The sequence below is a fragment of the Microcoleus sp. Pol10D4 genome, from assembly GCF_036701555.1.
In the GTDB taxonomy this organism is placed as follows: Bacteria; Cyanobacteriota; Cyanobacteriia; order Cyanobacteriales; family Microcoleaceae; genus Microcoleus.
In genome coordinates this window covers 118,362-131,950 of sequence record NZ_JAUBRA010000007.1, presented here as the reverse complement: position 1 = coordinate 131,950, position 13,589 = coordinate 118,362, and the positions used below count along the sequence as shown (strand labels likewise).

The window sequence follows — 13,589 nt, the reverse complement described above, 5'->3', positions numbered from 1 at the left end:
CTGAGATGTTGCACCATTCTCAATAACCATTTTATGGGCGGGCTAGAAGATCCCAACCCGTACTCCCCACAGGAAATTCAGTCTTTGTGGAACAGACCCGAAAGCCGACTCTTGAGAATGGTGCAAGAATATAAGTAGTAAGGAATGCAAGTCCTTTCTAGCTTTTCTCGTTTGCAAACTCAGGCCTAACTGTGGTTGGATCGGTTGGTACGGATATCTCGCTGGCTTCATACCTATAACCAGGCTGCCCAGAAGCGAGGATAGACTGTAAATTATAAATGTATCGAATAGTAACGGTCTTATGTACAAGCAACTAATTTCAAAGATCAAACCGCTTTTGAAATCACTATTTGCGATCGGTCTGGTACTGACGCTAGCCCTCGGTAACGCTGATGGAGCTCTGGCTGCCCGCAGCGGAGGACGCATCGGCGGCGGATCTTTTAGAGCTCCGGCGCGCAGTTACTCGTCTCCTAGTCGCACTTACGCACCGTCGGGAGGGGGCTACTATCCGGGCGGCGGCTTCGGAGGTGGCTTTGGTTTCCCGTTCTTGCTGCCGTTTTTTGGCTTTGGGGGCGGGTTTGGTGGCCTGTTCTCGATTTTGATTTTTATTTCGATCGCTAATTTCCTCGTCCAAAGCTTCCGCCGCGCCGGGGGCGGAACTGACGAACTCGGCAACAGCGCCGCCACTACCACTGTATCTGTCGCCCGCTTGCAAGTTGGTTTGCTAGCAGAGGCCCGCGGTTTGCAAGCCGAACTCGACTCCTTAGCGCAAAAAGCGGATACCGATACAGCGACAGGTCGTGCTCAAGTGCTGCAAGAATCTACTCTGGCGCTGCTGCGGCATCCTGAATACTGGGTTTACGCGGGCGCTGAATCTGTGCAAACTCGCTTGGAAGCAGCCGAAGCTAAGTTTAATCAACTTTCTTTGGCAGAACGTAGTAAATTTACTGAAGAAACGCTCTCGAATTATAACAATCAGCTCCGGCAAGCAGGGAGCAGCAATATCCTGCCAGGTTTGCAGGAAAATGGGGCGCTGGTTGCTTCTGATTTGAATTCAGATCCTGGGGAATTTATTGTGGTGACGGTGATTGTCGGTACTCAAGGCAAATTGCAATTGCCAGCAGTGAAAAACTCTGAAGATTTGCGCCAAGCTTTGCGTCAGATTGGCGGAGTATCGAGCGAGCAGTTGCTGGCGGTTGAGGTGCTGTGGACTCCTCAAGCGAACGGGGACACTCTGACTGCTGACGATATGTTGGCGGGCTATCCTGATTTGCGATCGATTTAGTGAGCAAGACTGGGCGCGGAGCATTGTCTGCCGCGCCCCATCCCACAGCCAAGCGGGGCGGGTGAACCCAATTGCTTTTGAGACGCCAATTTCACACGAGTTTTTTGAGGTCGATCGAGTTAAAAAAGATTGTTTAACAAATGCTAGTATTGAGAGATCATGATTCAGCGTGATTCATCTGCTATTGGCAAAGCCTGCCCGATATGGGTTGTGCGAAGAAGTTAGGCAGGGTAAAAAAACTGTATTGAGCGAGGACTGCTTCGGAAGAAGTTGCGATCGCGCGCCATCTAAATTTTATATAAAGAAGAAGCGATCGAGAGCTAAAACTTATGGCCGACAGCAGCAGAAAAAAAGCACTTTTTATTTTGAGCCAGTTAAATAATGACGATATCAACTGGATCGTCCATAAAGGTAAAAAAGAAGTTCTAGATCCGGGCGGGATTTTGATCCATGAAGGGAGACAGATAGATGCGCTCTACATTGTTTTGAATGGGAGTTTGAGTGTTTTAATCGAGGCTGAGCGGACTAGAGAACTCGCTAAAATAGCCAGCGGAGAACTGGTGGGAGAAGTCTCTTTCATTGACGCCCGCCCTCCTTTGGCAACGGTAAAGGCGATCGAAGAAACTCACTTGCTGGCAATTCCTAGGCGGCAGTTAGTAATCAAACTTCAAAACGATATGGGCTTTGCTTCCCGGTTTTATTATGGAATTTCACTGTGTCTGGCAGACAGGATGCGCGGTACGATCAGACATATAGAATATGGTCGCAATATAGAATTAGATCGACCAGAGTTTGAACGAGAGGATATCAATCCTAACGTCCTGGAAAATTTGGCGCTAGCTGAGGCTAAGTTTAATTGGCTGAGGGAAAATGTTAAAGCTTGAGGAATTTTAAGGCGTTTTTGAGCTGGGTCTGAAAACTTGCCGATTGACACGGTAATTGAGAGATGTAATATGTAACCTCTCAACTCAAAAAACAGATGTGGAAAACAAAATAGGGGCGGGTTTTACCGGAAATATCTAGGAATAACTGCCGGAACTATAAAAACCCGCCCCTTGGGTTTGCAGTTGCAATTTCGCGCGCTGAAACGCAACTACCAACCACACAATCTAGATAATGCCCGGCCCTTTGCCGCGGGTGTCTTCATCCATTGTCAGTTTTCCTTCCTCGCCTTTTTTATCTTTGATTTCTGCGAGAATTCGAGCGCGTTCTGCGGCTTCGGCTTCTTCTTTTGCTCTCAAATCGCCCGGTTCGTTGACGTACATTTCCGGTTCGATCGCGTAATTGTTAACTAGACCTTCTTTGTCTACTGTATAACCATCTGTGGTGTGAATGCTTTCGTCATCAGTTTGGTCATCAGTTTTTGCACTTTTCTGCTTCCCTTCGTTGGTGGTGTGCATGAAGTTAGCGCCTTCGCGTTCTTGCCGCGCTGCTGTCTCCGCAGGAGTAATGCCCCTATCGTAGTGGGGGGCTTCCATATCGGCTTCGATTTGTTCGTCGGCCGGTGTTGATTTGCTAACTTCTTTTTTGGGGGGTATTGGTTGGCGATTAGTCATGATTTATTCCTGAGTTATCTTTTCAAAAAGGTCTTTGGCTTATGTTTAAATATTAAGCCAAAGCTAGCTCATTCACAAACTATCTTTGGTTATAGTTTGCGAAAAATTGCTGTGAGGGAAAATACCTTTATTTAGTCTTCCTGAAGAGTGAGAAAATTCTGTTTTTATTTAAAAATTAACTATATGCGACTATTTGGCATCTATCTAAAGATTGGGAATTGGGAATTGGGAATTGGGCATCGGGCATCGGGCATTGGTAACTAATGATAACTGTCAACTGTCAACTGTCAACTGTCAACAGACAACAGTCAACAGTCAACTATCAACTGACTTTACGATTCTTTAAAGAAGCGGATGATTTCGCGGACGTGGTTGAGAAATTGTCCGTCATCGGTGAGTTGGGCGATCGCACTTTCTGCATCTCTTCTCAGTTTAGTATGTTCTGCCTGATTTGTCGCTTGCAAAGATTGTAGAGATGCGGATACCGTAGTTAATTCTCTTCTGATAGCTTCCCGTTCCCGATTTTGGACAGCCACCCACGAATTCGGATTGTCTGAACTTAATTGATCGGTCAAATCTCTAACTGTAGATTCTAACTTTGCAAAGCGGCTGCGGAGTTCGACAATATCTTCACGGGGGTACAAAAATTGGCTGCGGATAGTTGTTAGCCTCTGGGCTAAATACTGATAACCTCGGATAGCTGGACGCAGTACAGTTAACAGCAGTGCAGCACCGGAACTGAGATAGCCAATAGCACTAATTCCGGCGGCGGCTAGGCCGTAAAGTGCGATCGCGCTAAACAGGTGAAGTGCGATCGCCGCAAAGAGCGATCGGCTAACTAATACAGTAACGTATTTGACTTGTTCCTGATCGACAGCAATGTTTTTTTTAGTCGATTCTGCGGCTTGCGCTAAAACTTCTTTAGCTTCAAAATGGATATTCCAGGGAACTGTAACTATCAGCAACAGCCATTCAAAAATAGCAATGGCAATTACCCAATCAATAAAACTGCCGGCGGAGACGTGCAGCCATTGCAGAATGGCAAAAACTAGCAGCAAAAATATGCCTGTGGCGGCACCAAAACCTGCGAAAGTGTAATACATAGCGATGCCTTGGTGGAATGTTGTTTTGATTGTGGGTAGGTGTTTTAGGTCTGGAGTAATAAACTGTGACAGTTAAGTGAGCGTCCTATTAGTCCCGCTTCATTAGTTATGAGTAAAAGTGCAGGGCAAGGGTTGCGATAAACCTGTTTTTTCCCACAAATACTTGCTCTACCTCAATCGTGGAAGGTAGTTGAGATTTGGGGTAGATTGTTTAGGTATGGATTCATAAGGTATGACAGTTAAGAAATCGTCCTATTGAACCCTGTTTATTTGTGATTAGTAATACTCCGGGAGACAAGGGTTTCCAGACGCCTGGTTTGTTCCAGCAACATACACGGGCTTGAACCCATCCATAATAGTTAAATGAAACGGTTTGTTGGTTTGGGAGCGATTAAAAGGGCGGGTTTTTGAGATTGTCAATTATTGGCAGATATTGTTCGTGAACCCGCCCCTACCGTATTAGGGATAATCGATCGGACATGATATAAGTCCTTAATAATTACTCATTGGCTATTGAGTAGAGCGACACACAAAAATTTGACAATGTAACAAAATGTAAACGAATCACAACCTCTGGGATTGTTTCATTTCACTGGCAATGACATACTTATGTTTTTCGCAGTTCGTCTACTTTGTGATCAGGATGAAGTCACTTTCTCTTCAACTCATACCATTTGAGATTTATTTGAAATTTGAGATGGCAATAGCTTATTATGTATGGGTTTGTAGATTGTCTACAATTGCATTAATCTTTTGAAGTCGTATCACTAACGGCGTTACGCGGTGCTAGAACAGCAGGAATCTCAAAAGGCTCCCCTCTATCAATTTTTCTTTTCCAGAGCTGCTAAATCACCTGTAGCTGAGATAAACTGATTTGGAAGTAGAGCGCGCGTTTTGCAAGTTGCCTCTGTGTAACCGAGACACTGCTACTGCAACCTGCCCTCAGCCACAGCAAAATAGATGCCTAAATTAACTCTACATTCTCCGATTTCCATTAACAGGGCGTCTACAATCTAAAATCAAAAGTCAGCAGCAAGGACAAACCGATGGCGAACTCAACTCTTGGCCTAGAACATCAACTTTACGATTATCTGTTATCTATTTCTCTGCGGGAGCCAGATATTCTCGCTTCACTACGGGAAGAAACTGCTAAGCATCCTATGGCCCAGATGCAGATTGCTCCCGAACAAGGTCAGTTTATGGAGCTCATGGTGCAGCTTATGGGAGCGACCAAAACCTTAGAAATTGGTGTTTTTACTGGTTATAGCTCGCTGTGCGTAGCTTTGGCGCTGCCTCCTAACGGTCAGATTATTGCTTGCGATGTCAGCGAGGAATATACTGCGATCGCACGACGCTATTGGGAAGCTGCGGGCGTGGCTAATAAGATTTCTTTGCAGTTGGGCCCAGCAATAAATACTCTGGACAAACTAATAGCCGAGGGACAAGCTGGAACCTTTGATTTTGCCTTCATCGACGCCGATAAAGAAAATTATGAGGCTTATTTTGAGCGATCGCTGCAACTTGTACGCAATGGCGGTTTAATTGTAATTGACAATGTTCTGTGGTCTGGACGAGTGGCTGATCCTCAAGTACAAGACGAAAGTACCCTCGCCATTCGTAGTTTCAACGACAAATTGCGTAACGATCCCAGAGTTACTCTCAGTGTTGTCCCCATTGCTGACGGATTGACTTTGGCATTAAAACGTCGCTGGGCTACTCTGATGGAACCTGAACAGGATAATTAAAGAGTTGTTTGCGGTTTGTGGTGGATTTCTAAGGACTCATACCAAAGCTATGAAGAAACCGGATTGCTGAGTCAAGCTTCTGGGATAAAACGGATAATTTTTTTTCAGAAACCCAGTTTATAGGTTCAGGACTGTTTTTATTTGCTGCAAACCGCGAAGAAATAACAATTTAAGAAGATTCTATCTAAACAACGTAATTAATTGATTTGAGGCGTAACTTCCGGTGTCTAATTTACAACTAAAATTACCAATTCATGAAACTTTTCAGTGTACTGTTCAAGGCGAAGGTTACTGGACGGGGACTTTAGTTGATTTTATTAGATTGGCAGGTTGCCCTGTGCGGTGTCCGTGGTGCGACACAGGCTACGAGAATGGGGGCAAAGGTTTGCCGTCTGTGCCGCAGTCGATCGCCCAATTGCTAGCTCAATTGCAGTCTCCGAGGGTGGTCATTACTGGCGGCGAACCTTTCATTCACCGCGATTTGCCTGAGTTAGTTGAAGCTTTGTTAGAAGCTGACAAGCAGGTGAGTATTGAAACTTCGGGTGCTTGCTGGCAGGATGTTTCCCCGCAGGCTTGGATTACTCTTTCTCCGAAGGAACACGTCAATCCTAAATATCCGGTGCAAGAGCTTTTTTGGACTAGAGCAAATGAAATTAAGTTGGTGATTAGCACTGGCGAAGAAGTTGAATTTTATCACAAGCATTTGGCAAGTAATGTGGATATTCCGGTTTTTTTGCAACCAGAATGGAACTCGAAAGATTCTGCGATTCCCATAATATTGGAATTGCTAAAACAAAATCCTAGTTACAAGTTATCTTTGCAAACTCACAAGTTTATTGGTGTGCAATAAGTTGAGAAGTTAGTCAGAGCTATTCGTCAGGTGGGGGGTGCAAAGTGGGAGTATATCGCCCTACAAAATGTGGAAATATGTGCTAAAATTAAAGCAGCAATTTATGATAATCTGAACGTAATGGAAACAACTACGGAAACCCCAATGGGAAAAGTGATCACAACCCTAGTAATTACGAATCGGATTGATGAAGCTAAAGCAGAAGATGGTCTGATTCCAATCGAGCAAGTCAGGTCTGTTACTCTAGAAAATGTTTTGGTGGATACGGGCGCGACAACTTTGTGTTTGCCTAAAGATGTCATCGCCAGACTGGGTTTGAAAATTCTCAAGCAAGTGGTTGTGGAAACAGCCACGGGTATTAGTGAGGCGAGGATTTTTCGGGATGCTTCGATTTCTCTGTGCGGGCGCGAAGGGACTTTTGAGTGTTTGGAATTGCCAGAGGGGAAAACGCCACTTTTAGGCGTGATTCCGATGGAAGCGCTGGGAATTGAAGTGGATTTGAAAAATCAAAGATTGAAGGTTTTGCCGGACGGGCCGACGGAAACTTATTTGACAATTCTTTGATATTCTTGAGTTTGGATGCCAGCTATTCGATCGGCAGCGCTAAGATGGTTAAGCACTGTTTTGCACTACTCTCATGTCCCAACGCGCCGAAACCTCAAACAGCCAGCCAAGTGCATCCCGCAACGGGCATAATGTGACGAATTCTCACTCTAACAACCAAAATACGATTCGGGTTCGCGGTGCGAGACAGCACAACCTGAAAAATATCGATCTGGAACTGCCGCGCGATCGACTGATCGTTTTTACTGGCGTCTCCGGTTCTGGCAAGTCTTCCCTGGCTTTCGATACAATTTTTGCCGAGGGACAGCGCCGCTACGTCGAGTCTCTCAGCGCCTACGCGCGCCAGTTTTTGGGACAGTTGGACAAACCGGATGTGGACGCGATCGAGGGGTTGAGTCCGGCTATTTCGATCGACCAAAAGTCAACTTCTCATAACCCGCGATCGACTGTTGGCACTGTTACAGAAATTTACGATTATCTCAGATTGCTCTACGGCAGAGCCGGTGAACCGCACTGTCCGATTTGCGATCGCTGCATTGCGCCGCAGACAATTGATGAAATGTGCGATCGAGTCATGGCACTTCCAGACGGCACTCGCTTTCACCTTCTGGCACCAGTTGTGCGCGGAAAAAAAGGCACTCACCGCAAATTATTGTCGAGTTTAGCTGCGGAAGGATTTATTCGCGTCAAAGTTAACGGAGAAATTTTAGAACTCTCGGAAAATATCGAATTAGATAAAAATCTAACGCACAATATCGAGATAGTTGTCGATCGGTTAATTAAAAAACCCGGTTTAGAAGAACGTTTAGTTGATTCTCTGGCAACTTGTTTGCGCCATTCAGAGGGAGTTGCGATAATTGAAGAGTTACCGACTGATGAAAATTCCCAACCACAGGGGCAGATCGTATTTTCCGAAAACTTTGCTTGTCCCGAACACGGCGCGGTAATGGAAGAACTTTCACCCAGGTTATTTTCTTTTAATTCGCCTTACGGCGCGTGTCCGAACTGCCACGGTTTGGGGAGTTTGCGGACTTTTGCGCCGGAGTTGGTAGTTCCCGACGAGAAAGCGCCTGTTTATTGTGCGATCGCGCCTTGGTCTGACAAAGACAATTCTTATTATCTTTCTTTGCTTTTCAGTATTGCTGATACTTGCGGGTTTGATATCGACACTCCTTGGTATCGATTAAAGCCCGAACACCAGCGGGTAATTTTGTACGGCAATGAGTCCAAGCGCACCGCAGAAAGTAAAAAGCGCGACGGCAGCACTGATTTGAGGAGAGATTTTAATGGCGTGATTGCCATGTTGCAGCGCCAGTACGACGATACTGGTTCTGATTTGATCAAGCAGAAGTTGGAACAGTATCGGGTCGATCGCTTTTGCGAGGTTTGTCACGGCAAGCGCTTGAAAACAGAGGCGCTTTCGGTGCGGTTGGGACAGTACGGAATTGTGGATTTAACCAGTATTTCGATTCGCGAATGCCGCGAACGAGTAAATAATTTGGGATTGAGCGATCGGCAATTCCAAATATCCGACTTAGCCCTGAGAGAAATCAAAGCAAGGCTGCAATTTTTGCTCGATGTCGGGTTAGATTACCTGACTTTAGACCGCGCAGCAATGACGCTTTCTGGCGGAGAAGCCCAGCGAATTCGGCTAGCGACTCAAATCGGTTCGGGTTTGACGGGTGTTCTCTACGTTTTGGACGAACCCAGCATCGGACTGCACCAAAGAGACAACTTTCGCCTGCTGCAAACCTTAACAAAATTGCGCGATTTAGGCAATACTTTGATTGTCGTAGAACACGACGAAGAAACCATGCGAGCGGCCGACCACATTGTCGATATCGGGCCCGGCGCCGGCGTTCACGGTGGCAAAATAATCTCGCAAGGAAATTTAGCAGACTTGCTGGCGGCCGAGGAATCTTTGACCGGGGCTTATTTGTCGGGAAAGCGAGTAATTGAAACCCCTAATGAAAGGAGAAAAGGCAACGGCAAAGCTCTCTCAATCATAAATGCGACGCGCAACAATTTAAAAAATATCGATGTGGAAATTCCCCTGGGAAAACTCGTCTGCGTGACAGGCGTTTCCGGTTCGGGAAAATCCACTTTAATCAATGAATTGCTGTACCCGTCGCTGCAACACTATCTCACCAAAAAAGTGCCTTTACCGCCCGATATGGGCGCCCTCAAAACGAAGGGCGAACGCTCTCTAGAGGATGTGGTTGATAAGGTAATTGTCATCGATCAATCTCCCATCGGCCGCACTCCGCGTTCTAATCCCGCTACTTACACGGGAGTTTTTGACGTGATTCGGGATTTGTTTGCCGAAAGCATTGAAGCGAAGGCCAGAGGCTACAAAGCGGGGCAGTTTTCTTTTAACGTGAAAGGGGGAAGGTGCGAAGCTTGCGGCGGCCAAGGCGTGAACGTGATTTCGATGAATTTTCTGCCGGATGTTTACGTGCAGTGCGAGGTTTGCAAGGGTGCACGGTACAACCGGGAAACGCTGCAAGTGAAGTACAAAGGCAAGTCGATTTCTGATGTTTTGAACATGACTGTCGAGGAATCTTTGGAAATGTTTAAAAATATTCCCAGGGCGGGCGCCAGACTGCAAACTTTAGTTGATGTCGGTTTGGGTTACATTCAGTTGGGACAGCCGGCGCCGACGCTTTCTGGGGGCGAAGCGCAGCGGGTAAAATTGGCAACGGAACTATCGCGCCGCGCTACTGGGAAGACGCTTTATTTGATCGATGAACCGACGACTGGTTTGTCGTTTTATGATGTTCACCATTTGTTAAATGTGCTGCAAAGATTGGTGGATAAGGGTAATTCAATTTTGGTAATCGAACACAATTTAGATGTGATTCGGTGCTGCGATTGGGCGATCGATTTGGGGCCTGAAGGGGGAGATAAGGGCGGCGAAATTATTGTGGCGGGGACGCCGGAGGATGTGGCGGCAAATCAGAGGTCTTATACTGGGAAGTATTTGCAAGCGGTTTTGCAGCAGCATCCTTTAGGGGAGGCTGTAGCTGTTAGTTAATTCTCACTACAGCACCTAACCTTCGAGGAAGGGAGATGCTGATGGGGAGTAAGAAAGATGTAGGCGATCGAGCTGCGGTATTGTTGGATTATATCCCTTACTGTACCGCAACTGCGATACAATTAGAAGTTAGCTGCCAAGTCATCAAGCTAGTTGCTATTAAGAGTACAAGTTATAAAATAAGCTTGGTATTCTACTACGTTGGTTATACATTCAAGGTAAAAATATGAGCGACATGGTTTCGGTATTTGACCAACCCAATGATGGACTTTTTTTTGCACTGCGTGGTTCAGAAATGCACTGGTTTTTTGTGCAAGGCGCACAAGCGCTGCGGAAGGAGCTATATATACCAGGAGTCTTATCACTCATCAATGGTATAGAGGCAACCCTCCGAATAACCATTCATCAACTTGCAGGCAAGTCCTTTAACGAAGATGTGAGCGATTATAAGTTGCTGAGTAATAGTCTGATAAATAAAGCAGGCGACAAGGGAATGCCAATTCTAGCCCTAGCATTTCCAGGTGAAAGTGACTTTAGTGCAAATTTAGCAACAACTAAACCTAACCGTGTAGATGTCAAGATCGTTGCCCTAAGAAATGATCTTTGTCACGGAAACGTGACTCCTTTTCTCAACCGAGAACTTGGTGAGGATCTAATTTTTTTTACGCCTGAATGTCTTCGAGAGACATCACAAATATTATTATCAGTATCAAAGCAATGGGTAGAAGAATTGAGCCGATTTCGTCTAGCCACTCTTGGCTACTAACAAGGGCTTCCAGCAGACGGTGCTCTGCGCCCACAATATCGCGGTGATTTTGAAGGCTAGAAGCAACCCGACTGCCTTTCCGATCTACAGGTTCGCCGCTGCTGAAGCCCAAGCCGTTAGGCTTAATTTGGAAAAAGATTTGGCATCTCTTCAAGCGCCTCTTGCTCCCGTTTTAAGATCGAGTTACTATAAGTTCTATGCGTATTTTGTCCCGCAGCACCTTGCGAAACTTTTGGGAAACTCATCCAGATGCCTCAGAAGCACTAAAAACTTGGTACTACGAAGCGTCTCACGCCGATTGGCAGAGTCCAGTCGATGTTAAGTCCGCTCATCGTAATGCTAGCATCATTGCGAACAATCGTGTTGTGTTTAACATCAAAGGCAATTCCTATCGGCTGATTGTTGCCATTCGTTATGACATCGGCATTATTTTTATCCGCTTTATTGGCACTCATGCCGAGTATGACAAGGTAGATGCAGAAACAATCTAAACACAAATTGATATATGGAAATACGTCCAATTAGAACCGAAACCGACTATCAGGAAACCCTTCGAGAGGTTGAGTTGCTGTTTAATGCAGCTCCTAATACACCTGAGTCCGATCGCCTAGATGTGCTCAGTACCCTAGTAGAAGCTTACGAGAAGGCACACTTTCCGATCGAAATCCCGGATCCAATTGCAGCCATTCAATACTACATGGACGCCCGCGGATGGTCTGGTAGCGATTTGGAACAATGTATTGGCAGTCGAGTTAAAGTTTATGAGATATTATCTCGCAAACGCTCCTTGACTCTGGAAATGATTCGGAAGCTGAATCAAGAGTTAGGAATTCCCGCTGAGATTCTCATCCAACCCTATGAGTCGCTACAAACCCCCGCTTAACAATAGAACACCATTCCAACAACAGCACAGTAAACTGAGAGCAACCCCATTAACCCCAGTTAACCTATGCCACGCTGGTTCAATACCGCAGGCCCATGCCAAGCAGACATTCATTACGTGCTACCCCCAACACTGCGCTTACCGGGCTTAGAACGGTTAATCGCTCAACGCAACTATTTCGTCATTCATGCACCCCGACAAGTCGGTAAAACCACCGCCATGCTAGCTTTAGCCAAACAACTCACCGACAGCGGACAATACACCGCCGTCATGGTTTCGGTGGAAGTCGGTGCACCCTTAAGTTCCGATATAAATCCTTGGGTACAATCTAAAAATGGCAAAGGATCTCTTCCACAACACGGTCAAAATCGCCCTACAAAAAGATGGCTGGAAGATTACCCACGATCCCTACCAGTTACGCTATGGTGTTGCTGATGTCTACATCGATCTTGCAGCCGAAGAAGCGATCGCCGCTGAAAAAGAAGGACGTAAAATAGCTGTAGAAGTCAAAAGTTTCGCAGGTGGCTCCACCATTTCTGAATTCCACACAGCCCTCGGTCAATTCCTCAACTATCGCATTGCCATCGAAGTCTCTAGCGAACCAGAACGTATACTGTATCTGGCAGTGCCCACGGATACCTACCAAATGTTTCTCAGATTTGAACCCGCTAAAACTGTCATCGAACGTTATGAAATCCGACTAATTATTTACAATCCAACTCGTGAGGCGATCGACCAATGGATAGACTAAACGAATACCGCAAAATTGTTTGTGACTTTCTCGAAGACTTTTCTAAAAATGACGCAAATGCTCAGCTAATATTCGATTTCGCCCGCGATCGATACCTCGTCATGCACAACGAATGGCGCGACGAATATCGCCTCTATGGGTGTGCCATGCAGCTTGATATCATCGAAAATAAAATCTGGATTCAACACAACAGTACCGAAATCTACATCGATCGAGAACTGATTCAACGTGGCGTGTCTCCTCAAGATATCATTCTTGGGTTTCGTTCCCCCAGCATCCGAAAACTCCTTGCCGCCAACTCTTGCTAGAGACAAAGGTTGGGAACAGTTAGATGGATATCTCGCTAGATGGGGACAAGATTCCGGTTGGTTGGTCATTTTCGATCGCCGAGAGAATGCACCCGAACTCGAAAACGGTTGAACACTGAGATTCATACTACTCCAAGGGGGCGATCGGTTACATTATTCGAGGGTGAAATCCTGGTATATTATGTACTAATAGTAGATGCGATATTAACTATCTTGAATTGTGGGAGACATTGCCATATTTTGGGCTTCTCTCTGCATGAATTCAATGTCCGATCGCAACCAAGTGCGGGGCCCGCTGCACTGATGAGCAATTAACAGCCCCCACAGTCCTTTGTTCGTTAAAATTGGCACAACTAAATTGGCGCGAACTTTCAGGCTACGCAGAAAATCTCGGTGGCATGGATTAATTGCTTCTACTTCAATATCTGCAATTGCTTTAACTCTGCCGGCTTCGTACAAAGCAGCGTATTCGTCGTTAAAACACTCATCTGGCCCTGTTGAACCCAAGATAGAGAGTTCGATCGCACTCAACATCTCGTAAGTCACTCGACCTTGCCACTGTCTGTAAAAATAGTACAGTACGGCGCGATCGCTCTGCAAAACTTCTCGAATATCGTAGAGGGATTTTTCAACTAATACATCGCGCTTTAGACGATCTGTCAAGCGGTTAACAATGTTTTGCAGGCGATCGCCCGACATAGTATTAACTCCTTTAATTCCTAGTACACTCGCCCGATCTTAATT

17 protein-coding genes are annotated in these 13,589 nt (G+C 45.9%); 14 read left to right on the top strand and 3 right to left on the bottom strand.

Annotated elements, in window-relative coordinates; genetic code table 11:
• The first annotated feature begins 301 nt into the window (after window positions 1-301).
• Both QUA36_RS06360 and QUA36_RS06355 read left to right on the top strand, forming a co-directional pair.
• Window positions 302-1,285 carry a DUF1517 domain-containing protein gene (locus QUA36_RS06360; protein ID WP_333453946.1) on the top strand — a complete coding sequence of 328 codons (984 nt, stop codon included), beginning with the start codon at window positions 302-304 and terminating at the stop codon, window positions 1,283-1,285.
• 329 nt (window positions 1,286-1,614) lie between these two features.
• Window positions 1,615-2,169, top strand: coding sequence for a cyclic nucleotide-binding domain-containing protein (locus QUA36_RS06355; RefSeq protein WP_333163021.1), 555 nt, complete (start codon window positions 1,615-1,617; stop codon window positions 2,167-2,169).
• 225 nt (window positions 2,170-2,394) lie between these two features.
• Here the strand turns inward: QUA36_RS06355 and QUA36_RS06350 are convergent, their stop codons facing one another.
• Window positions 2,395-2,841 (bottom strand): hypothetical protein, encoded by a 447-nt coding sequence (locus QUA36_RS06350; protein ID WP_333163018.1) that lies wholly within the window; start codon window positions 2,839-2,841, stop codon window positions 2,395-2,397.
• A gap of 332 nt (window positions 2,842-3,173) precedes the next feature.
• On the bottom strand, window positions 3,174-3,944 hold the full coding sequence (locus QUA36_RS06345) for a hypothetical protein (protein WP_333453949.1): 771 nt from the start codon (window positions 3,942-3,944) through the stop codon (window positions 3,174-3,176).
• A 1,046-nt stretch (window positions 3,945-4,990) separates the two neighbouring features.
• On the opposite strand from QUA36_RS06345, the gene QUA36_RS06340 reads away from it, so the two are divergent.
• The 12 genes from QUA36_RS06340 to QUA36_RS06285 all read left to right on the top strand — a co-directional run bounded on the left by QUA36_RS06340 (window position 4,991) and on the right by QUA36_RS06285 (window position 12,957).
• A complete protein-coding gene (locus QUA36_RS06340; protein WP_333453950.1) occupies window positions 4,991-5,689 on the top strand; it encodes a class I SAM-dependent methyltransferase in 699 nt (232 codons plus the stop codon).
• A gap of 223 nt (window positions 5,690-5,912) precedes the next feature.
• On the top strand, window positions 5,913-6,539 hold the full coding sequence (locus tag QUA36_RS06335; RefSeq protein ID WP_333456215.1) for a 7-carboxy-7-deazaguanine synthase QueE: 627 nt from the start codon (window positions 5,913-5,915) through the stop codon (window positions 6,537-6,539).
• 120 nt (window positions 6,540-6,659) lie between these two features.
• Window positions 6,660-7,103: a retroviral-like aspartic protease family protein gene (locus tag QUA36_RS06330; RefSeq protein ID WP_333456266.1), complete on the top strand. Its 444-nt coding sequence runs from the start codon at window positions 6,660-6,662 to the stop codon at window positions 7,101-7,103.
• A 73-nt stretch (window positions 7,104-7,176) separates the two neighbouring features.
• Window positions 7,177-10,137: an excinuclease ABC subunit UvrA gene (gene uvrA / locus QUA36_RS06325; protein WP_333456213.1), complete on the top strand. Its 2,961-nt coding sequence runs from the start codon at window positions 7,177-7,179 to the stop codon at window positions 10,135-10,137.
• Between the two features lie 41 nt (window positions 10,138-10,178).
• Entirely contained in the window at window positions 10,179-10,367 is a 189-nt protein-coding gene (locus tag QUA36_RS06320) for a hypothetical protein (RefSeq protein WP_333456211.1), read from the top strand.
• Window positions 10,364-10,903 carry a hypothetical protein gene (locus QUA36_RS06315; RefSeq protein ID WP_333456210.1) on the top strand — a complete coding sequence of 180 codons (540 nt, stop codon included), beginning with the start codon at window positions 10,364-10,366 and terminating at the stop codon, window positions 10,901-10,903. Before QUA36_RS06320 ends, QUA36_RS06315 begins: the two co-directional genes overlap by 4 nt.
• Before the next feature lie 197 nt (window positions 10,904-11,100).
• On the top strand, window positions 11,101-11,394 hold the full coding sequence (locus QUA36_RS06310; RefSeq protein WP_333198421.1) for a type II toxin-antitoxin system HigB family toxin: 294 nt from the start codon (window positions 11,101-11,103) through the stop codon (window positions 11,392-11,394).
• 14 nt (window positions 11,395-11,408) lie between these two features.
• Window positions 11,409-11,786 carry a transcriptional regulator gene (locus QUA36_RS06305; protein ID WP_333456208.1) on the top strand — a complete coding sequence of 126 codons (378 nt, stop codon included), beginning with the start codon at window positions 11,409-11,411 and terminating at the stop codon, window positions 11,784-11,786.
• 66 nt (window positions 11,787-11,852) lie between these two features.
• Complete coding sequence (locus QUA36_RS06300) at window positions 11,853-12,221, top strand: hypothetical protein (protein WP_333456206.1); 369 nt, start codon at window positions 11,853-11,855, stop codon at window positions 12,219-12,221.
• Window positions 12,121-12,537 (top strand): XisH family protein, encoded by a 417-nt coding sequence (locus QUA36_RS06295; RefSeq protein WP_190736701.1) that lies wholly within the window; start codon window positions 12,121-12,123, stop codon window positions 12,535-12,537. Before QUA36_RS06300 ends, QUA36_RS06295 begins: the two co-directional genes overlap by 101 nt.
• Window positions 12,525-12,845 (top strand): XisI protein, encoded by a 321-nt coding sequence (locus QUA36_RS06290; RefSeq protein ID WP_333456203.1) that lies wholly within the window; start codon window positions 12,525-12,527, stop codon window positions 12,843-12,845. The genes QUA36_RS06295 and QUA36_RS06290 overlap by 13 nt, the downstream gene beginning before the upstream one ends.
• Complete coding sequence (locus QUA36_RS06285; protein ID WP_333456201.1) at window positions 12,826-12,957, top strand: hypothetical protein; 132 nt, start codon at window positions 12,826-12,828, stop codon at window positions 12,955-12,957. Before QUA36_RS06290 ends, QUA36_RS06285 begins: the two co-directional genes overlap by 20 nt.
• Window positions 12,958-13,049: 92 nt before the next feature.
• Here the strand turns inward: QUA36_RS06285 and QUA36_RS06280 are convergent, their stop codons facing one another.
• Window positions 13,050-13,544 (bottom strand): GAF domain-containing protein, encoded by a 495-nt coding sequence (locus QUA36_RS06280; RefSeq protein WP_333456200.1) that lies wholly within the window; start codon window positions 13,542-13,544, stop codon window positions 13,050-13,052.
• Between the last annotated feature and the right edge of the window lie 45 nt (window positions 13,545-13,589).